This window comes from Halorussus gelatinilyticus (assembly GCF_023238445.1).
GTDB classification, from domain to species: domain Archaea; phylum Halobacteriota; class Halobacteria; order Halobacteriales; family Haladaptataceae; genus Halorussus; species Halorussus gelatinilyticus.
Genome location: NZ_CP096658.1, coordinates 827,416 through 845,664, shown reverse-complemented (window position 1 = coordinate 845,664; position 18,249 = coordinate 827,416). Strand labels below are relative to the sequence as shown.

At 65.6% G+C, this 18,249-nt stretch carries 23 protein-coding genes; 8 read left to right on the top strand and 15 right to left on the bottom strand.

All coding sequences use genetic code 11. The features are described 5' to 3' along the window. Positions 1-74 precede the first annotated feature (74 nt). A complete protein-coding gene (locus M0R88_RS04400; protein ID WP_248655752.1) occupies positions 75-389 on the top strand; it encodes a hypothetical protein in 315 nt (104 codons plus the stop codon). 112 nt (positions 390-501) lie between these two features. Further along, a complete protein-coding gene (locus M0R88_RS04395; protein WP_248655751.1) occupies positions 502-2,316 on the top strand; it encodes a site-2 protease family protein in 1,815 nt (604 codons plus the stop codon). A 45-nt stretch (positions 2,317-2,361) separates the two neighbouring features. Here M0R88_RS04395 and M0R88_RS04390 read toward each other — a convergent pair whose 3' ends face one another. After that, on the bottom strand, positions 2,362-2,880 hold the full coding sequence (locus M0R88_RS04390) for a helix-turn-helix transcriptional regulator (RefSeq protein WP_248655750.1): 519 nt from the start codon (positions 2,878-2,880) through the stop codon (positions 2,362-2,364). 115 nt (positions 2,881-2,995) lie between these two features. Here M0R88_RS04390 and M0R88_RS04385 point away from each other — a divergent pair, with 115 nt between their 5' ends. The 3 genes from M0R88_RS04385 to M0R88_RS04375 all read left to right on the top strand — a co-directional run bounded on the left by M0R88_RS04385 (position 2,996) and on the right by M0R88_RS04375 (position 6,827). Continuing rightward, positions 2,996-4,561 carry a heme-binding protein gene (locus tag M0R88_RS04385; protein WP_248655749.1) on the top strand — a complete coding sequence of 522 codons (1,566 nt, stop codon included), beginning with the start codon at positions 2,996-2,998 and terminating at the stop codon, positions 4,559-4,561. Between the two features lie 264 nt (positions 4,562-4,825). Then, positions 4,826-5,746, top strand: a complete 921-nt coding sequence (locus M0R88_RS04380) for an acyltransferase (protein WP_248655748.1) — start codon at positions 4,826-4,828, stop codon at positions 5,744-5,746. A gap of 127 nt (positions 5,747-5,873) precedes the next feature. Beyond that, a complete protein-coding gene (locus M0R88_RS04375) occupies positions 5,874-6,827 on the top strand; it encodes an AEC family transporter (protein ID WP_248655747.1) in 954 nt (317 codons plus the stop codon). 30 nt (positions 6,828-6,857) lie between these two features. Here M0R88_RS04375 and M0R88_RS04370 read toward each other — a convergent pair whose 3' ends face one another. From M0R88_RS04370 to M0R88_RS04325, 10 genes are all read right to left on the bottom strand, one after another. After that, positions 6,858-8,450: a bifunctional N(6)-L-threonylcarbamoyladenine synthase/serine/threonine protein kinase gene (locus M0R88_RS04370; RefSeq protein WP_248655746.1), complete on the bottom strand. Its 1,593-nt coding sequence runs from the start codon at positions 8,448-8,450 to the stop codon at positions 6,858-6,860. 3 nt (positions 8,451-8,453) lie between these two features. After that, entirely contained in the window at positions 8,454-8,588 is a 135-nt protein-coding gene (locus tag M0R88_RS04365) for a 30S ribosomal protein S27ae (protein WP_248651335.1), read from the bottom strand. Continuing rightward, entirely contained in the window at positions 8,588-8,911 is a 324-nt protein-coding gene (locus tag M0R88_RS04360; RefSeq protein WP_248655745.1) for a 30S ribosomal protein S24e, read from the bottom strand. Before M0R88_RS04360 ends, M0R88_RS04365 begins: the two co-directional genes overlap by 1 nt. A gap of 291 nt (positions 8,912-9,202) precedes the next feature. Next, entirely contained in the window at positions 9,203-9,721 is a 519-nt protein-coding gene (locus M0R88_RS04355) for a GTP-dependent dephospho-CoA kinase family protein (protein WP_368409409.1), read from the bottom strand. A gap of 37 nt (positions 9,722-9,758) precedes the next feature. Further along, positions 9,759-9,956: a transcription elongation factor subunit Spt4 gene (spt4, locus tag M0R88_RS04350; protein WP_135853654.1), complete on the bottom strand. Its 198-nt coding sequence runs from the start codon at positions 9,954-9,956 to the stop codon at positions 9,759-9,761. Positions 9,957-9,958: 2 nt separating this feature from the next. Further along, positions 9,959-10,531, bottom strand: coding sequence for a DNA-directed RNA polymerase (locus tag M0R88_RS04345; RefSeq protein ID WP_248655743.1), 573 nt, complete (start codon positions 10,529-10,531; stop codon positions 9,959-9,961). A 1-nt stretch (position 10,532) separates the two neighbouring features. Next, a complete protein-coding gene (locus M0R88_RS04340) occupies positions 10,533-10,961 on the bottom strand; it encodes a type II toxin-antitoxin system VapC family toxin (RefSeq protein WP_248655742.1) in 429 nt (142 codons plus the stop codon). After that, positions 10,962-12,194 (bottom strand): translation initiation factor IF-2 subunit gamma, encoded by a 1,233-nt coding sequence (locus tag M0R88_RS04335; protein WP_248655741.1) that lies wholly within the window; start codon positions 12,192-12,194, stop codon positions 10,962-10,964. It lies immediately after the preceding gene. 224 nt (positions 12,195-12,418) lie between these two features. Continuing rightward, positions 12,419-12,985, bottom strand: coding sequence for a hypothetical protein (locus tag M0R88_RS04330; protein ID WP_248655740.1), 567 nt, complete (start codon positions 12,983-12,985; stop codon positions 12,419-12,421). Positions 12,986-13,390: 405 nt separating this feature from the next. After that, positions 13,391-13,543, bottom strand: coding sequence for a hypothetical protein (locus tag M0R88_RS04325; protein ID WP_248655739.1), 153 nt, complete (start codon positions 13,541-13,543; stop codon positions 13,391-13,393). A 126-nt stretch (positions 13,544-13,669) separates the two neighbouring features. On the opposite strand from M0R88_RS04325, the gene M0R88_RS04320 reads away from it, so the two are divergent. Beyond that, positions 13,670-14,617: a winged helix-turn-helix domain-containing protein gene (locus tag M0R88_RS04320; RefSeq protein ID WP_248655738.1), complete on the top strand. Its 948-nt coding sequence runs from the start codon at positions 13,670-13,672 to the stop codon at positions 14,615-14,617. A gap of 99 nt (positions 14,618-14,716) precedes the next feature. Here the strand turns inward: M0R88_RS04320 and M0R88_RS04315 are convergent, their stop codons facing one another. Beyond that, positions 14,717-14,902 (bottom strand): hypothetical protein, encoded by a 186-nt coding sequence (locus tag M0R88_RS04315; RefSeq protein ID WP_248655737.1) that lies wholly within the window; start codon positions 14,900-14,902, stop codon positions 14,717-14,719. Between the two features lie 39 nt (positions 14,903-14,941). After that, complete coding sequence (locus M0R88_RS04310) at positions 14,942-15,481, bottom strand: XTP/dITP diphosphatase (RefSeq protein ID WP_248655736.1); 540 nt, start codon at positions 15,479-15,481, stop codon at positions 14,942-14,944. Positions 15,482-15,632: 151 nt separating this feature from the next. On the opposite strand from M0R88_RS04310, the gene M0R88_RS04305 reads away from it, so the two are divergent. Beyond that, the gene (locus M0R88_RS04305) at positions 15,633-16,163 is read left to right on the top strand and encodes a pyruvoyl-dependent arginine decarboxylase (RefSeq protein ID WP_248655735.1); all 531 of its coding nucleotides are present in this window, start codon (positions 15,633-15,635) and stop codon (positions 16,161-16,163) included. 83 nt (positions 16,164-16,246) lie between these two features. After that, positions 16,247-16,639: a DUF5811 family protein gene (locus M0R88_RS04300; RefSeq protein ID WP_248655734.1), complete on the top strand. Its 393-nt coding sequence runs from the start codon at positions 16,247-16,249 to the stop codon at positions 16,637-16,639. Between the two features lie 57 nt (positions 16,640-16,696). Here M0R88_RS04300 and M0R88_RS04295 read toward each other — a convergent pair whose 3' ends face one another. After that, the gene (locus M0R88_RS04295) at positions 16,697-16,996 is read right to left on the bottom strand and encodes a DUF8015 family protein (RefSeq protein WP_248655733.1); all 300 of its coding nucleotides are present in this window, start codon (positions 16,994-16,996) and stop codon (positions 16,697-16,699) included. Positions 16,997-17,196: 200 nt separating this feature from the next. Continuing rightward, the gene (locus M0R88_RS04290) at positions 17,197-18,153 is read right to left on the bottom strand and encodes a WD40/YVTN/BNR-like repeat-containing protein (RefSeq protein WP_248655732.1); all 957 of its coding nucleotides are present in this window, start codon (positions 18,151-18,153) and stop codon (positions 17,197-17,199) included. Positions 18,154-18,249 lie beyond the last annotated feature (96 nt).

The following is an 18,249-nucleotide window of genomic DNA, read 5'->3' as shown; positions in this document are numbered from 1 at the left end:
GTGGTTACCACCCCTTTCTTCGGACAGAGAGTCGGGCGGCACGGTTAAGCCCGCACCGACCCAAGGAGATTACTATGGCAATAATCGAACTCAACCTCGAGAAACCCGCGCTGAAGCGCGTCGAATCGGTCGAGGACGAACAGGTCGAAGAGAAGAACGTCACGGCCGAAATCGATACCGACGAGACCGCCGAGATGGTGGACGCCGAGACCGAAATCGACCAGGAGAGTCAGTCGGGCGGCAAGAGTCGCGTCCGGAAGTACGGCCGACGACTCGTCGTCCTCGGCGGGACCGCGGCGGGCGTCGCCGCGGCCCGGAAACTCCGCCAGCGCCGGAAGTCGGGGTCCGAACAGCAGGACCTCGAAGAGGACTGGCAGACCGCCGAGTAGTCGGGGTCTCGACTCCCGAGAGACCGCCCGTATCGAGCGGTCGGTCCCGGTATCGCGGCCGAGTCGGCGCGTTCCCAAACGCCTTTGACCGCCGCGTCCTTTCTTTCGCGTGATGAACGACACGCTGTTGTGGATCGCCGTCGGTCTCGCGGTCTACTGGTTCGGGATGCTGTATCTCGACTCTCAGGGGTGGTTGCCGTCGTACGTCGGTCTCCAAGGGCCGATCGTGACCATCCACACCAAGCGAGGCCGCCGGCTCCTGAACCGCCTCGCCAAGCCGAAACGGTTCTGGCGGGCGTGGGGTAACTTCGGACTCGGCATCACCTTGGTCGTGATGCTCGGGTCGTTTCTGCTGTTCGCGCTACAGGCGGTGCTGGTCGTCCAGAACCCGCCGGAACCGACCGCGGTCTCCCAACCCCAGAACGTCCTCGTCATCCCCGGCGTCAACGACTTCCTGCCGCTGTCGGTCGCGCCGGAGATTCTCTTCGGTCTCCTCGTCGGTCTCGTCGTCCACGAGGGCGGCCACGGCCTGATGTGCCGCGTCGAGGACATCGACATCGAGTCGATGGGCATCGCCCTGCTGGCGGTGATTCCGATGGGGGCGTTCGTCGAACCCGACGAGGAGAACCGCCGCGAGGCCGACCGGGGGAGCCAGAGCCGGATGTTCGCCGCGGGCGTGACGAACAACTTCGCCATCACGCTCGTCGCGTTCGCGCTCCTGTTCGGACCGGTGATGGGGTCCATCGGGGTCGCTCCCGGCGCGGCGGTCGCCGACACGTTCCCCAACTCGGCGGCGGCCGACGACGGCATCGAACGCGGCGACCGCATCGTCGCGATCAACGGGACGGAAGTCGAGGGCAACGCCGACCTGGGTCCTGCACTCGACAGCGTCTCGACGCCCGACGTCTCCGTCACGGTCGTCCGGGACGGCTCTCGGACGACGACGACGGTCGGACGCGAGCTCCTCGTCACGCGGATAGCGAAGACGTCGCCGTTCAACGAGGAGATCGGGACCGGGTGGACGGTGACGTCGGTGAACGGGACGGACGTGGCGACCGACTCGTCGCTGGCGCGCGAACTCGCCGACCGGCCGATAGCGACGTTCACCGCCGAAAACGGGAGCTCCGAAACGACGTTCGCCGCCCCGGTCGGCGCGCTCGCCACGGTCCAACCGAACGGGCCGGCTCCGAACGTCTCCGGTCTCTCGACGGGCGACTCGCTCGTCGTCACCGCCATCGACGGGCGGCGGGTCGCCAACGGGAGCCAACTCTCGACGGTCCTCTCGAACTTCGATGCCGGACAGACCGTCACCGTGAGCGCCTTCTCCAAGCAGGGCACCGAGTACGAACGCCGCACCTTCGAGTTGACGCTCGCCGGTTCGGAGGACGGCGTCGACTCCGGTCTCATCGCAGCGCCGGGCGTCTCGGGCGTCAACATGATCGATTTCGGTACTCGACTCTACCCGGCCGAGGGGTTCCACAACATCCTCTCGGGCGGACTGCAGTCGCTCGGCGGCACCGACGCCGGCCCCATCGTCTCCTTCTTCACGAGCATCGGTAGCGCGCTCGTCTTGCCCCTCGCCACCCAGTCGTTCAACGCCGCGTACAACTTCGCCGGCTTCGTCGGCATGAACACCAGCTTCTACGTCGTGGAGGGACCGTTGGCGGTGTTCGGCGGCGGCGTCTTCATGCTGGCGAACGTCCTGTTCTGGGTCGGGTGGATAAACGTCAACCTCGGCTTCTTCAACTGCATCCCGGCGTTCCCGCTCGACGGCGGCCACATCCTCCGGACGAGCGCGGAGGCGGTCGTCTCTCGACTCCCGGTCGAGGGGAGCTATCGGCTCACGAAAGTCGTCACCGTCACCATCGGACTGACGATGGCCTCGGCGCTCTTCATCTCCATCTTCGGACCGCGGTTCCTCGCGTGAGTGTCGAGGGAGAAAGATACACCTCGGGGCGGACGCGACCCCAATTCACTCCTCGTCGAGTCCCATCCGCTCTGCGAACTCCTCGGGCGTGTCGGGGATGCGCTCGAAGTCGCCGAAGTCCCGCTCGTAGTGGCGGATGAGCTGTTCGACTATCCACGCGTTGAAGTCCTCGTCGAAGCGCCACTCGTCGGCGCGGTCCTCGACCTCGAAGCGGTCGTCGGTGGCGAACGCCGCGAAGACGTGGTAGAAGCCCAAGATGACGTCCGCGAAATCCCGGGCCTTGCCGCCGGTCTCCTCGCGCTTCTCGGTCAACTCGTCGCGGCCCGCGTCGGTCAACTCGAAGTACTTGCGGTCGGGTTCGTCCTCGCGCTCGATGCGCTCCGCCCAGCCCTTCTCCTCGAACTTGTAGAGGATGGGGTAGACCGACCCGTAGGAGGGTTCCCAGTGGCCGCCACTGATAGACCGAATCTCTTTGAGAATCTCGTACCCGTAACGAGGCTTCTCGTCCAGCAGTTCGAGCACGAGATACGCGATTAGGCCTTTCGGCGGGCCGCTTTTCCGCATTGGCGATAGTTCAGACCGTATTTTTGAAAGGCTTTCGGTCGGGGAAATCCCCGTTAGAAGGAAGGCCCGACTGCGACTCAAAAACCTATTACCGTCCCGGTACCGAGGTGGAGACATGACCAGAGAACCCCCGGCGACGAACGAAGGGTGGTACGCGCTACACGACTTCCGAACCATCGACTGGGACGCGTGGCGCGACGCCCCGGAGCGCGACCGCGAGGCCGCGCTCGACTCGGGCGTCTCGTTCCTGCGCGACCGCGTGGACGTGACCGACGCCGAGGACGGTTCTTCGGCGGTGTTCTCGATGCTCGGTCACAAGGCCGACCTGCTCGTCCTCCACTTCCGGCCGACGATGGCCGACCTCGACACGGCCGAACGCGCCTTCGAGGACACCGAATTCGCCGAGTACACCGACCAGACCAACTCCTACGTCTCGGTGACCGAGGTCGGCGGCTACACCAACGAGGAGATGACCAAGGAGCCGTCGGAAATCGAGGACACCGGTCTCGCCCGGTACGCCGAGAGCAAACTCTACCCCGAGATTCCCGACAGCGAGTTCGTCTGTTTCTACCCGATGGACAAGCGCCGCGCGCCCGGCGAGAACTGGTACGACCTCCCCTTCGACGAGCGCGCCGACATGATGGACACCCACGGCGAAATCGGCAAGACCTACGCCGGGAAGGTCTCGCAGGTCATCACCGGTTCCATCGGCTTCGACGACTACGAGTGGGGCGTGGACCTGTTCAGCAACGACGCGACGAACATCAAGGACCTGCTCTACGAACTCCGGTTCGACGAGAGCAGTTCGAAGTACGCCGAGTTCGGCCCGTTCTACTTCGGCCGCCAGTTCCCGCCCGAGGACCTGCCCGCGTTCATGGCCGGGGAAGCGGTCCCCGCCGAGGAGGGCGAGGGCGACTCCGGCCATCCCCACGGCGAGTCGGGAGGCCACGGCGAGGGCGGCCACCACGGCGAGTCAGAGAGCCACCACGGCCACGGCGACGGCGAGGGCCACCATCACGGCGAGGGTGGTCACCACGGCGGAAGCGACCACCACGGCGGCGACGAGTCGTCGTCCGCGGACGACGACTCGGGGAGCATCCGCGGCGAACTCGAAGACCTCGACATCTACGCGGGTCAGCCCCACGGCGAGGACGTGTACGCGATGGTCCTCTACTCGGAGGCCGACCCCGAGGAACTCTTCGAGGAGGTAGACGGTCTGCGAAAGAACTTCGACCACTACGACACCCACGTCAAGACCGCGGTGTATCAGGCCAACGAAGCGTCCGACCGCGACCGCTCGGCGGTCGTGAGCATCTGGGAGACCCAGAGCGCGGCCGACACCGCGGGCGGGTTCCTCGCCGACCTGCCGGGCATCGTCGCCCGCGCCGGAGAGGAGAGCGGTTTCGGCACGATGGGGATGTTCTACACCGTCAAGCCCGAACACCGCGAGGACTTCGTGGAGAAGTTCGAGACCGTGGGCGGCCTGCTCGGGGACATGGACGGCCACCTCGAAACCGACCTGCTGGCCAACCGCGAGGACGAGAACGACATGTTCATCGCCAGCCAGTGGGAGTCCAAGGAAGACGCCATGTCGTTCTTCCGGAGCGACGACTTCGCCGACACCGTCGATTGGGGCCGGGACGTGCTGGCCGACCGGCCGCGCCACGTCTTCTTGGCCTGACCGCGCCGTCCGTCTCACTCGTTGCTCTCGGGGTTCCGACTTCCGTCTCCCCCGACGCTGGCTCTTCCGAGCCGAAATGATTTCTGCCGTAATTCTCTTGATTCCTCCAGAGAAACTCCGGTTTCAACCGGGTCGAAGACGGCCGTTCGTACCTTCTGAGTCGTGAGCGGGCGACGAGCGTCGATTTCTGCACTCCCCGCCGCAACCAAAACCCCCATCAGGTTACGATGACAAGTAGCAGTAAGTGACCACGGAGGACCCTGTATGACCAAACGACACGTGACCCTCCCGGACGAGATGGAGGACTCCCTCGAAGCGTTTCTCGCGGACGTGGACCGACGGCTCTCGAAGGCCGGTCCCGAGGCACCCGAGCGGACCTGCGAGGTAGTCGAGGAGGTGCTGGTGGACCTCCACGGCGACCGTGACGCCTACGACCGCTGGCAGGACGGCGAGTCCGTCTCGCCCGCCGAGCGGGTGCGCCTCCAGAGCTACGACCCGTGTAACGCGACCCTCGAAAGTGAGTACTACGCCGAGAAGGACGAGGAGAAGTTCAAGCGCTCGAAGCACCTCCAGTGGCTCTGGCGGCAGTTCGACGCCACGCCGATGGCCGACAACGTGGAGTTCGCGCTCCGGTTCCGCGCGATGCTCGCCGACCACCTCTTCGCCGAGTGCGGCGACGACTGCCGGTTCTTCAAGGGCATCACGTTCACCTACGGCCACAACATCACGATGGGCGACAACGTGGTGGTCCACGACGACGTGCATCTGGACGACCGCGGCGAGTTGACCGTCGGCGACCGCGTCTCCATCTCCGACTCGGCGCACGTCTACACCCACGACCACGACGTGGTTGACCAGACCGAAGTCGAGAACTACCGAACCATCATCGCCGACGACGCCCGCGTGACCTACGACTCGATGGTCCGAGCGGGCGTCCGGGTCGGCGAGAACTCCATCGTCGGCGCGAAGTCGGTCGTCCAGCGCGACGTGCCCGACCACCACGTCGCGGTGGGCCAGCCGGCCAAGAGCGTCAAAATCAAGCCCGGATGGGAGGAGGTGGCCGAGCCGGTGGACGCGGAGGTCGCGTCAGAGAAGGAGGCCCGCCACATCGAGGACGAGATTCCGGACGACCTGGAGATCTTCGACGAGTTCCAGCGCGACCTGACCCCGCCGGGCGAGGAGTGAGGATTTTCGGAACGCCGAACACGTAACTCGCCGTTCCTGCCGTCCGTCCGGGTGAGCCTCTATCGGGACACCTACAGAGCTAACCGCCTTCGATACCTTTGTACCTCCGAACCGCCACCCACCAGACGTGTCACTCGTCTCTGCGCTCGGGACGGCCATCCTGCCGGTCCTGTCGGTCGCGGCGGTCGGCTTCCTGCTCGGGAAGGTGCGAGAGATAGACGTGGACGCGCTCGGGACCGTCACCATCTACGTCCTGACGCCCGCGCTCATCTTCCACAGCCTCGCCACCTCCGAGATTTCGGGAGGGTTGGCCGCGAAGCTGATTCTGGCCGTCGCGGTCTTCACGATGGCGATGGTCGTCCTCGCGGAACTCGTCGGCCGCACGCTCGGCGAGTCCGAACCCGCGCTGGGCGCGCTCGTCCTCTCGTCGTCGTTCCCGAACGCGGGCAACTACGGCATCCCCCTGTCGGCGTTCGCGTTCGGCGCGGTCGGGCGTTCGACGGCCGTCCTGTTCATCGCGGGCCAGTCGATTCTGATGTACACCGTCGGCGTCTATCTGGCCTCGCGGGGGCAGGGGACCGACCTCCGCGGGGCGGCCCGCGAGGTCTTTCGCCTGCCGCTGGTCTACGCCGTCGCGGCGGCGTGGCTGGCGCGCTGGCTCGGCGTCGTTCCGGCCGGCGACACCGCGGCGATGGAGACGCTACGACTGGTCGGCGACGCGTCGATTCCGGTGATGTTGCTGATGCTCGGCATCCAACTCGCCAACACAAAGCACGGCGCGGCCATCTCGCGGGTCGGCGTCTCGAACGGTCTCAAACTCGTCGTCGCGCCCGTCGTCGGGGTCGGGGTCGCGCTGTTGCTCGGTCTCGGGACGAACCCCCAAGTCGCGCGCGTCTTCGTCTTGGAGTGTGCGATGCCCGCCGCGGTCACGCCGCTCATCCTGACGATCGAGTACGACTCCGGCGGCGAGGGACTGACCGGCCCGGAGTACGTGAGTACCGCCATCTTCGCCAGCACCGTCGCCAGCGTGGTGACGCTGACGGGACTCATCGCGCTCCTACAGGCCGGAGCGGTGATTTGACCCGACTCGCGCTCGGTTTCCGAGCGCGGGCTACTGGTACCGACCGCGGCCTTCGACCTCTCGGAGTCGGTCGAGGACCGCCCCGTCGCCGACCCCCGCGTAGGTCTCCTCGAAGGTTTCGCGGAGCGCGTCGGCGTCGTCGGCGGTGCCGGCGAGGCTCTGGCCGAAGACGTGGCAGTCCATCGCGTAGTCCTCGGCGTCGTCGGTGTTGTAGCCCAGTCCGAAGTCGATGAGGTAGGTGCGATCGGGTCCGACCCTGACGTTCCGCGTGGTGGGGTCGCCGTGGACGAACCCCGCGCCGTGAATCGCCGCGAGGTGGCGGGCCACCTCACGCACGCGCTCGGCCGTGAGGCCCTCGCGCAGGTCTGCCTCGCCCACGCGCTCGAAGACGAGGAGGCCCGATTCGGGGTCCACGTCGTAGACCACGGGGGTCGGCACCCCAGCCCTGCGCGCCTCGCTGGTCAGGCGCGCTTCGAGGACGGTCCGGTCGCGCCGGAGTCGCGCGTCGAGTTCGGGATGCCGGTAGCTCTTGGGTAGGCGGCGCTTCGTCACCCGCTCGTCGCCGATTTCGACCGTGGCCTCTGCGCCTTTCACTTCGTTCTCCTCGTCGCGCCAGACCGCGACCGACTCGCTATCGCTCCGCCAACTGACCGGCACTTCGTCCGGCCGGAAGTTCGGATTCACCGCCGACTCCTCGACGGCGAGGGTGTCGCTCGCCCGGACCATCTCCGCGCCGAGGACCGCGATCATCCCGGCGTTGTCCCGGAGGAAGCGCGGGTCGGGCGCGTAGAAGTCCGCGCCGCGCTGGTCGCACATCTCCCGCAACATTTCCCGGAGGCGGTCGTTCTGCCCGACGCCGCCCCCGAGGACGAGTTCGTCGTTCCCGGTCAGCGACAGCGCGCGCTCGGCGACCTCCGTCAGCATGGCGAAGACGTTCTCTTGCAGCGCGTAACAGACGTCTTCGACCGCCGCTCCGTCGTCGTAGGCGTCCTTCGCGGCGCTCATGATGCCCGAAAACGAGAAGTCCATCCCCTTGACGACGTAGGGCAACTCGGTGTACTCGCCGTCCTCGGCGGCCGCCTCGACCTTCGGGCCGCCGGGGTGGGACCACCCGAGGTGGCGAGTGAACTTGTCGATGGCGTTGCCGACGCCGGTGTCCATCGTCTCGCCGAGGACGCGATACCGTCCGTTCCGGTAGCCGAGTACGTGGGCGTTCGCGCCCGAGGCGTTCAGGCAGACCGGCGAGTCGAATCCCGACTGCTGGCGACCGATTTCGAGGTGCGCGACCATGTGGTTGACGCCGACCAACGGCACGTCCAGCGTCTGAGCCAGCGCGCGCGCCGCGGTGCCGACCGTCCGCAGGCAGGGACCGAGACCGGGACCGCGCGAGAAGGCGACGGCGTCGATGGGGCCGTCGGCCGCGTCCAGGGCCGTCTCCACGACCTTCGGAATCGCGTCGCTCATGTGTTCGGCGGCCTCTCGCGGGTGAATCCCGCCGCTGTCCGGTTGGTAGGCGTCGGTCTCGATAAAAATCGAATCGGTCGCGTCGGCCGCGTCAGCCGCGTCGTCGTACACGGCCGCGCTGGCCGCCCACGCGGTGCCCTCGATTCCGAGGACGCGCATTCGCTACTTCCACTCGGTATACCCACAGCGACCGCAGTGGAGGCGGTCGTCGTGGTCGGCGAGGAACGCGTCGCCACACCGGGTACACTGTTCTTTGTCGGTCGTGCCGTCGTCGTTGTAGTACTCGTTTCGTGCCATTATTCGGCCTCCTCCGCCTCGGCCTCTGCCTCGGCGTCAGTGTCTGCGGAGATCTTGTTGCGTTCGAGCATGTAGTCCTGCTCGACGTCGCGGGCGTGTTCGGGGCTGTCGTAGACCTTCGCGTAGCCGACGGTCTTGCGCATGCCGAACTTGGTGTTCATCTCGTGGACGACGACCTCGCTCGAATCCTTATCGAGCTTCGCCGCGAGGCTGTCGCGGACCGACAGCCGCGAGGGGGTCGCTTCGTCGTGGACGATCTGGAACCGCACTTCGGACCGGTGGAGCATCGGATTCTGCTCCTCGGAGAGGATTTCGACTTCCATGTGTATCGCTCAGTTACTCACTACTTGGCCACGTAGCCTGTAAAAGGATTACGAACAACCTTTTCCAGCGGCCGGTCGCGCCCGAGTCGCAGACTCGGGCGCTCGCTCCCTTACAAACGGTTGATAAAAGTCGTCCAACCCCTCACGAGCGCGAGGGCGCTCGTTCGAAAGTTCCGTGGTTCGCTCGCTCCCCGGTTCGCGGTTTCACACCCTCACCAATCGCGGCGCTTTGCGCCGCGCTATCGGTCGTTTACTCGCGGTAGAATATCCGTATTCGACGGCGGTCCGACGCTACGCCGCGTCCAGAATCTCGAACAGCGCGTCCGAATCGCCCTCCATCCTGCTCAGTAGGTCACGCATCTCGGCCTTCGACTCGTCGGTCACGTCGGCCAGCACCATCCCCTCGTCGGGTTGGCCGTAGACGACGCTCGCGCCGAGCGGCGCGGCAACGATTGCGGGGAGCGTCACGAGGTCCTCCTCGCCTTCGACCACGAGCAGCGTCGGCTCCGGGTCCGAGATGGCGTCTCGGAGGGCCTCGACCAACCCCCGGGAGACGGTTCCCGCGGGATTCTCGACGCGGACCTCGCGGGTCTCGCCGCCGAGTCGGGCGACGCCCTCGGCAACGTCGTCGGCGACCTCCTCGCGCTTGGTCAGGCCGTCCACGACCGCGACGTCCGGGAGGACCCCGGCGCGTTCGAGGTGGTAGGTCACGACGTCGCCGACGGCGACGAGCGGGTCGCCAGCCGCGTCCAGCAGGCGCTCGGCGTCGGTGAAAATCGGCCCCATCGGCTCCTTGAGTTCCCCGCGCATCTCGGCGGGCAACGTGACGAGAACGTCGCTCACGGCCCTATCGGACCTTCAGCGCGTACTTGCCCGGCTTGGTTACTTCCATCTCCTCGGCGATCTGGCTCTCGTCGGGGTGGGCGATGATGACGTAGCCGGCCCAGTCCTCGGTGAGACTGGTCGAGCCACAGATGGGACAGGTGTCCTCGTCGGGTTCGACCACGGCGTGACATTCGCGGCAGGCGAGGCGGTCACTGGCCATCGTTACTCACTCTCAGTGGTCGCTTGTCGTTTCTCGCGCTCTTCTTTCAGCCAGCCGTGCTTGCCGAGTCCGACCTGCTTCGCCGTCAGCCCGATCTTGCTCTCGCGGGGGTTGCGCTCGTCGATGCTCTTGGTGACGATGCGCGCCCGCACCGAGTCGCCGACGCCGAGCGTGCGGTTCGACTCGCGGGAGGCGAGCATCTGGCCCTCCTCGTCGTAGGCGAGGTACTCGTCGGAGATCTGGGAGACGTGGAGCAGGCCGTCTACCGGCCCGATGCCGACGAAGGCACCGAAGTTGACCACTTCCACTATCTCTCCGTCCACCACTTCCTGCATCTGGGGGTCGTACGTGACCGCGTCGAAATCGGCCTCGTAGTAGACGCCCGGTCGGTTCGGCAGGACCGCACCGTCGCCGATGTCGTTGACGTTCACGACGCTGACGACGCTTCCAACGTCCTCGTCCATCCGCCCCTCCAGCTTGTCCTGCAGGAGCTTCTTCACTAAGTTCGGCGTCACGTCCGCGAGGTGTTCTGGGGGAACCTCGACCGTATCCTTGAGTCTGACCCGTTTGTACATGCTAAGGTTTGCTGATTGCGAGTTTGTTCCGGCCCCTTATATGAATTACCGGTGCGCCCGCGTCGAGCAGACGCTCCTTGAGGGGTCCGTCGTTCGTGACGACGTAGTCGAACTCGGGGGCGAGTTCGACCAGCACGTCGTCGGCGTACGATGCTTCGTGTTCGACGACTCGACACCGCTCGGTCGCCAAGTCCGCGCCGACGCTGGCCGCGACGGCCTCCTCGCTCGCGCCGTCCGAGAGCTTCGAAAGCTCCTCGCAGACCGCGCGCGGCACGACGCACTCGATTCCTCGCGGCGTATCGCCGCTCGGGTCCGAGGTGCAACGCACCTCGCTACCGCCGACGAGACGCTCTAGCTCCTCGAAGAGCCGAACGTCGCTCTCGACGGGCATCATGAGCGCGCTGGTGTCCAAGGCGACCGTGACGACCATCTATCCGGTGAGGGTGCCGACCCCGATGAGCCGCCAGCGAGCGCCGATGCGGCGGTTGATGGCGATTTGGGCACCTTCGGGCGCACAGACGGGGCGCTTCAGCGCGACCTCGCACTCGCCCTCGCGGGCGCTGGTCACGGAACCGACCGTCGTGGCGGTGCCGATGGTGAGCATCAGCGGTTCGCCGGTCGAGATGTCGTCGATGTCCTGGTCGTCGAGTCCGACGAGGCGTTCGAGCAGGTCCACCTCCATCGTGAACTGCTCCCACGTCGGCGGGAGCGTGCCGGGCGTCCCGGCGACCTGTCCCGCCAGCGCGTCGCCTTTCGTCAGGCTCGGGTCGAGTCCCGTGCCGACGCCGAGGAGTCCGCCGGGGGTCACTTCCTCGACCGTCTCGCCGCCCGCCTGTAGCGAGCGCACGTCGGTCTCGATGGACTCCCAGCGGGTCTCGCCGCCCTCTTCGACCTCGCGGCCGGGGCGAAGCTCTATCTCGTCGCCGCTGGTCAGCTTCCCTTCGACCAGACTGCCGCCGAGGACGCCGCCGACGAGACCGTCCCACTCGGTGCCGGGACGGTTGATGTCGAAGCTCCGGGCGACGTGCATCCGCGGGTCCGCGTCCGGGTCGCGCTCGGGCGTCGGAATCTCCTCTTCGACCGCCTGAATCAGCAGGTCGATGTTGACCTCCTGTTGGGCCGAGATGGGGACGACCGGCGCGTCTTCGGCGACGGTGCCCTCCACGAACTCCTGGATCTCCTCGTAGTTTCGCTCGGCCTGCTCGCGGTCTACGAGGTCGATTTTGTTCTGGGCGACGACGATGTTGTCGATGCCGATGATGTCCAGCGCCATCAGGTGCTCTTCGGTCTGGGCCTGCGGGACGGGGTCGGTCGCGGAGACGACCAGCACGGCACCGTCCATGATGGCCGCGCCCGAGAGCATCGTCGCCATCAGCGTTTCGTGGCCCGGCGCGTCCACGAACGAGACGGTCCGGAGCGGCTCGCTCTCGCTGCCGTCGGGACACGTCTCGTCTACCGTGTAGCGCTCTGGCTCGTCGAGACCGGGACACTGCCGGAACGTGGCGTCTGCGTACCCGAGCCGGATGGAGATGCCACGCTTCATCTCCTCGGAGTGTTGGTCGGTCCATTCGCCGGAAAGCGCCTGCACGAGCGTCGTCTTTCCGTGGTCTACGTGACCGACCAGTCCGATGTTCACCTCCGGTTGGGCGTAATTTCCTGTCAAAGTTGACCTCCTGAAGTAATTCTACTGGAAGATTCGCCCCGAGCGAGTGATAAACCTACTGTTCTCGGTCCGCCCCGAGCGCGATGCTGAGACCCGTGGCGTCCGTTCGCACGCGTTCTCGCTGTCGATTTTTCGCCCGGCGTCGAGTCGGAACCTCTTGAAGGTTCGATAATTCAGCACTCTTTGTCTTGCGATTCTCCGGTACAACGCATCTACCCCTGAGACTACTGGTTGATCGTTATCTGCTCCGACGCACGGAGTGTAGCATCGCCAACCATCGTTCCAGTCCGTGTTTCGGTCCCTATCTCTATCGTTCCCGAACTAGCCGACTTGGGAATGTAGACTTGGAGATATCGGTAGCTTATCGCGTACGTCCCTTCGGGTGACGAGTCGGTAGTCCATCGTATCTCCTCGGAGTGGGGTTTGTCTTCGCCATTGAAATCGAGACCGAGGGCGATATTAGCTGCGGAATAGGCCGTCCCAGCAACTGGGTAGCCTCTACTCAGCGCTAAGCCGACCAAATCGACGAATGTGGAAAGATATGCAGGCGGATCATCTTTCCCCTCTAGCTCGCTGGAGCCATCTTTGTAAGCGGGACCACCTTGAATGAACGGATTGCTCTCGGGATTTCCTCCCCACCATTGAAATTGGACAGCACTATCGACCTTGTCGATTGTGAGGCCGTATCCCGTGGCACAGGGCACCTTGCCGCGTTCGTAACTACAACCGTAGCCGCCACAAGTGTCCTTCCGGACATCTTTTACGGCAGAATTGAGGGTTGCAATTTCCAAGTCGTGGACTTTGTAATCTCCGTCCTCGTTCTCCCCAGTTTTTTGACTCTGAGCTGGGCAGAAGAGTATTTTTCTTTGGGGTTATCCGACATCGGGTCTTTATAAACATAGAGTTCTCATTGGATGCCTTCCACGTTGACCCTGTACTAGTCGCCACTGTCGTACCTGTAATCGAACTGAGGGTGCCCAGCGTTCCGAGTGCGACGCCGCTTGATTTGACGAACCGTCTTCGCGAAGTGAGACTATCACCTGACATGCATGCATAACTCATCTCTTTAACCCTTAATATCTTCTAATAGATAATGTAATATAGTGGGCGCTTGCTCTGTGCCGTTTCAAAAGGCTCGATGCCCCACCAATAGGACCCGTCGAGCCTGCCAGTAGCGGCGCTTCATTACGTGAAACTTACGTCTGTCGTCGGTACACGTCGTAGAGGGCGTCCACTGTGATGAAAAAGCCCGCGACGACGATGAGGACGTCCCCCCGGTCGCCGAACGGGCCGGCCGGCTCCGGAACCGGGGTCTTCGCTCGCCGACGCGTCCGGTCTTCGAGGACCACGTCTTTCTCCGGGAGACGACGACGCGCGCCACCATACCGAACGTCCGGCCACGGGGAATTATTGGAAGAGTTACAAAAATCCAATTACGGCAACACTTTAGCGGGTTGCCAACACAACTCTCCCACATGAGCGGAACAACCGGGCCGAACGCGGACCTCGACGACGAGTCCGTGATTCAGGACTGCGAGGACTGCGTGGCCCCGGCCGAGGCCTTCTCGGTCATCGCAAACGAGACGCGACTGTCGATTCTGGAGGCGCTCTGGCAGGCTCCCGACCGGCCGGTCAGCTTCTCGGAACTCCGACGCGACGTCGGGATGGCCGACAGCGCACAGTTCAACTACCACCTCAAGAAACTCACCGACCACTTCGTCGTCCAGACCGACGACGGCTACGACTTCCGGCAGGCCGGCAAGAAGGTCGTCCGTGCGATTCTGGCCGGGTCGTTCAACGAACACCCGGAGATGGGTCCGTTCGACGTGGAGGGCACCTGCGCGACCTGCGACGGAGGTCTTCAGGCGTACTACGACGACGAGATGCTGGTCATCGAGTGCGAGGAGTGCCAGAAGAACCACGGCTGTTACCCCTTCCCGCCGGGCGGACTGAACGACCGCACCCGCGAGGAGATAATGGACGCGTTCAACCAGCGCGTGCGCCACCTCCACTGCCTCGCCGCGGACGGCGTTTGCCCGGAGTGCAACGGCCGGATGACGACGACGATCACCCGCGACACGGAGGACTTCCTCGGACTGGAGGTCCGCGTGGACCACGAGTGCGAGCAGTGTCGCCACCAACTTTACTCGGCGGTGGGTCTCTCGCTGCTCGACCAGTCGGACGTGGTGACGTTCCACCGCGAACACGGCGTGGACCTCTGTACGACGCCGTACTGGGACCTCGCGTGGTGCGTCAGCGACGAGCAGACGACCGTCCTCTCGGACGACCCGTGGCAGATTCTGGTCGAGATTCCGCTCGACGACGAGGTGCTGTCGGTGACTCTCGACGGCGACCTGAACGTCCTTGAAATGGAGCGAACGTGCGGCGCGTCGGCCGACGGCACGCGGGCGACTTCGGACTGAGCGAGCGCACGGCGACCCCGACGAGCAGGGCTTTCTACCGCTTTTTCACCTCGTCTCGGCGGTCTCCGTCGTCGGTCCCGGAGTCCTCCGGCCGACGAATCACCTCGAACCAACGACCGCCTCGTCCAGTACGAACTCGAAGAGGCCGAAGAGAACGAGCAATCCGGCCAGCACGCCGCTCTCTACGACCCCGTACTGGAAGGGAAACACCGACAGCGCGAGCCAAGCGACGACACCGACCAGAAGAACCCCGACCGAGCGCCAGCGTTTCGCGTCGGCGCTCATACTCGTCCGTCTACACGTCGTCGGAAAAACATCTTTCGCTCAGTTCTCGGCGAGCCAGTCCGCGAACTTCGCCAGCGCCCGGCCGCGGTGGGAGACGGCGTTCTTGCGCTCGGTACTCATCTCGGCCATCGTCGCGCCCTCGTGTTCGAAGATGGGGTCGTAGCCGAACCCGCCGTCGCCTCGCGGCGCGACGATGCGCCCCGGCACGGCTCCCTCGAATGTCCGGGCCTCGTCGCCGTCGTAGTAGGCGACGACGCACCGGAACTTCGCCCGGCGGTTCTCCTCCTGCTCCACCAGGTTCCAGACGCGCTCGACGCCCACGGTGTCCTCGGCGTACGAGGAGTACGGGCCGGGGAACCCGCCGAGCGCGTCCACGAACAGGCCCGCGTCGTCCACGAGAACCGGGTCGTCGCGGCCCGTCTCCTCGAAGGCCTCCTTCGCTCCGGCGACGGCGATCTCCGCGAGGTCGTCGCTCTGGATTTCGGTGTAGTCGTAGTCGATCTGCTCTACGTCGTCGGTGAGGTACTCGCGGGCCTCCCGGACCTTTCCCTCGTTGCTCGTCACGAATCTGATGGTCATGTGCGTAGCTGCGCTCCGGTTAGTTCCCGGTCGGTCGGCGGCGAGGTTATGCGTGTTGATTCGGGCTCCGAGCGTGCCACTCCGTGCCGTTCGGGCCGACGACGGGTCGGAAATCGCAACCCCTTACCGCTCCCGGCGATTCACTCCAGCCATGAGCACGATTCGGGTCGCGTGGGGCACCGGGACCGGTCCCACCGAGATGTCCTCGTACGACGCCGCCCTCGCGGACGCCAACCTCCACAACTACAACCTCGTGGCGGTCTCGTCGGTGATTCCGGCCGACACCGAGATCGAGGCGGTCGGCACGGCCCCGGACCTCGGTCCCGCGGGCGAACGCCTGACGGTCGTACAGGCGCGCGCGACCTGCGTCGGTCCCGGCCGCGTCTCGGCCGCTCTCGGATGGAGTACGAGCGACGGCGAATCGGGCGGGGAGGAAGCCGAGTCGAGGGGCGACGAATCCGAGGACGAGTCCGGCCCCGGACTCTTCTACGAGGCCGCCGACGAGACCGACCCCGAGGACGTCGCCGAGCGCGTCCGGACCGGTCTGGCGGCGGGCCGCGAGCTACGCGACTGGGCGTTCACCGACGAGCGGATTCGGACCGCCGACGTTCACGCCGAACCCGGCACGTTCGCCACGGCGGTCGTCGTGGCGGCCTACGGCGAGAGCGAACCCATCTGTTGACCCGCTCGCCGGCAACCGTGTCACGGTCTGCCGAAGCCGAGAGCTTTTAAGCCATTGGGACCTAAGGTCTGTTCGTCAGACCGATGAACGGAAATACCCCCTACGCGGGCGTCCCCGGAAAGACGCAGGCAGGCCACCGCGCGGAGACCGACGTTCCGGACCTCTCCCCCGAGCAGAAGGAGTCGCTCCGCGACAGTATCACCGCTATCGCCAGCCAGACCCGCGAGTTCCTCCCCGACGAGTACGTCGTCGGGTCGAAGGTCGCCGACGACGGGAGCGGACCGCAGGCGCAAGTCTCGGTCCAACCGCCGGTCGGCCACCCCGTGAGCGCCGGCTTCCAGCCCGACCTCGAAGACTTCGACGGCGACGACCTCGTGACCCACGAGGAGACCGAGGTCGCCCGCGGTCTCGCGGCGAGCGCGGCCATGCAGGTCAAGCAGATGATGGGCGACAACATCACGCCGACCGCACGATAAGCGGGTCTCACTCGACTCTCGGTTCACCGTTTTTCGCTTCAGTCCCAACAGAGGCATTCAGGGCGACGATTTGCCGACGTTTCCGCCGACGCCCTTGCTCCCGAGGCCTTCGCTCTCGACGTCGCTGTTATCTCGCGGCCCGCGCCGCGTCGGCGGGTCCCGGAACAGCAGGTGACCGAGCGCCAGCGCCGACACCAGCGCGCCCGCCGCCACGCCGGTCTGGACCGGGAGCGCCAGCACCTCGCCAGCCAGCAGACCGACCAACAGCGGGAGCGGGAGGACGGCGAGCGCGAGGTCGTAGTAAGAGACGTTCGGTACTCCGGCGTTACCACTGCGTAGTAGGTTCTGCCCGAGCATGGAATCACCCTCCGGTAAGGCACTACGTTCGGGGAGAACTAAAAATTATTGCCCGGTGGTAAGACCGCGATTCGCGGCGGTCGAGGCGCGGAGTCGAATGCGGGAGGCGGAGCCGAAGGGCGGAAGTCGGGGGTGAAGGGCTGAAGCCGAGGCCGGAAACCGGGTCGAAACGGCTGCCGGACCGGGCCGGACCGTCCCGTCTACTTCTCGACGACGGTCCCGCCCGCGCCGAAGGCGACGTCCACGTCGCCGCGGACGACCGCCTTCAGGTTCTGGCCGGTCGGCGTGGCGTCCTGTGCCCACTTCAGGCCGGTCTTGTCGAAGACCTTACCGCCGCCGCCGACGGTGAGGCCTTCCGAGTCGTCGGTCGTGACTTCGATGTCCTTCAGACCGGCGTCGCCGAGGTCGGTCGGCGTCCAGTTCGCGCCGTCCCAGTGGAAGACCGTGCCGCCGCCGCCCGAGACCCTCACGTCGTCGGTGGCGTCGCTGTCCACGCCGTAGAAGTTGACGTTGGCGTCGGTGATGCCGATATCGGTGTAAGAGACGCCGTCGGTGGTCTGAAACACCTTCTGGTTCGTGTCCACGACGTGGCCCGACTTCGCGTCGTGGAAGTCGATGGCCGAGAGACTGGCCCCGCTACCGGGCGTGACGTAGTCCCACGTCTGGGACGCGCCGTTCTCGAAACTGTAGTATATCTTGCCCGAGTCGCCGGCGACGTAGACGTTGGCCTCGCCGGCCTGCCCCATCACGGACACGTCGTTGAAGTTGTTCGTACTTCCGACGGGCTTGGAGTGGTTGTAGAGGGTGCCCGTCTCGACGTCGTACGCGCCGACCGCGCCGGACGAACCGACGAACCAGAGGCGCTTGCCGTCGTCGGTCACGTCCGCGCCGTACAGCGAGTTGCCGTTCCCGGTGACGCCGCCGTCGAAAATCTTCGTCCATCCCTTCGCGGTCCGCTTCAGGGCGACGCCGCCGGCACCGACGGCGTACGCACCGTCCGCGGCGTACTCCACGTCGTAGAGGGTGTTGCCGGTGGGGGTCTCGGCGACCGTCCACTGCGATTCGGCGGCGGTCGCAGTCGCGGGGACTGCGGCGGTCGCGACCGTCGCGGCCGATGCCTTCAGGAACCGTCGTCGCGTCGTATTGCGTTCGGTCATCGTTCCACTCGGCGCTGAGCGACGGTTACCACTTCACTGGTCGTTGCCGTTTGCGGCGTTTAGACGGGCCAAAACCACCGGAGAAGCGCTGGAACT

Coding starts and splice junctions, on each gene's coding strand:
- M0R88_RS04305 (WP_248655735.1), top strand. CDS start 15,633: ATGAGCACGATTCGGGTCGCGTGGGGCACCGGGACCGGTCCCACCGAG.
- M0R88_RS04345 (WP_248655743.1), bottom strand. CDS start 10,531: ATGTACAAACGGGTCAGACTCAAGGATACGGTCGAGGTTCCCCCAGAA.
- M0R88_RS04315 (WP_248655737.1), bottom strand. CDS start 14,902: ATGAGCGCCGACGCGAAACGCTGGCGCTCGGTCGGGGTTCTTCTGGTC.
- M0R88_RS04320 (WP_248655738.1), top strand. CDS start 13,670: ATGAGCGGAACAACCGGGCCGAACGCGGACCTCGACGACGAGTCCGTG.
- M0R88_RS04310 (WP_248655736.1), bottom strand. CDS start 15,481: ATGACCATCAGATTCGTGACGAGCAACGAGGGAAAGGTCCGGGAGGCC.
- M0R88_RS04370 (WP_248655746.1), bottom strand. CDS start 8,450: ATGCGCGTCCTCGGAATCGAGGGCACCGCGTGGGCGGCCAGCGCGGCC.
- spt4 (WP_135853654.1), bottom strand. CDS start 9,956: ATGGCCAGTGACCGCCTCGCCTGCCGCGAATGTCACGCCGTGGTCGAA.
- M0R88_RS04380 (WP_248655748.1), top strand. CDS start 4,826: ATGACCAAACGACACGTGACCCTCCCGGACGAGATGGAGGACTCCCTC.
- M0R88_RS04365 (WP_248651335.1), bottom strand. CDS start 8,588: ATGGCACGAAACGAGTACTACAACGACGACGGCACGACCGACAAAGAA.
- M0R88_RS04340 (WP_248655742.1), bottom strand. CDS start 10,961: ATGGTCGTCACGGTCGCCTTGGACACCAGCGCGCTCATGATGCCCGTC.
- M0R88_RS04355 (WP_368409409.1), bottom strand. CDS start 9,721: ATGCGCGGGGAACTCAAGGAGCCGATGGGGCCGATTTTCACCGACGCC.
- M0R88_RS04360 (WP_248655745.1), bottom strand. CDS start 8,911: ATGGAAGTCGAAATCCTCTCCGAGGAGCAGAATCCGATGCTCCACCGG.
- M0R88_RS04395 (WP_248655751.1), top strand. CDS start 502: ATGAACGACACGCTGTTGTGGATCGCCGTCGGTCTCGCGGTCTACTGG.
- M0R88_RS04295 (WP_248655733.1), bottom strand. CDS start 16,996: ATGCTCGGGCAGAACCTACTACGCAGTGGTAACGCCGGAGTACCGAAC.
- M0R88_RS04390 (WP_248655750.1), bottom strand. CDS start 2,880: ATGCGGAAAAGCGGCCCGCCGAAAGGCCTAATCGCGTATCTCGTGCTC.
- M0R88_RS04300 (WP_248655734.1), top strand. CDS start 16,247: ATGAACGGAAATACCCCCTACGCGGGCGTCCCCGGAAAGACGCAGGCA.
- M0R88_RS04385 (WP_248655749.1), top strand. CDS start 2,996: ATGACCAGAGAACCCCCGGCGACGAACGAAGGGTGGTACGCGCTACAC.
- M0R88_RS04400 (WP_248655752.1), top strand. CDS start 75: ATGGCAATAATCGAACTCAACCTCGAGAAACCCGCGCTGAAGCGCGTC.
- M0R88_RS04290 (WP_248655732.1), bottom strand. CDS start 18,153: ATGACCGAACGCAATACGACGCGACGACGGTTCCTGAAGGCATCGGCC.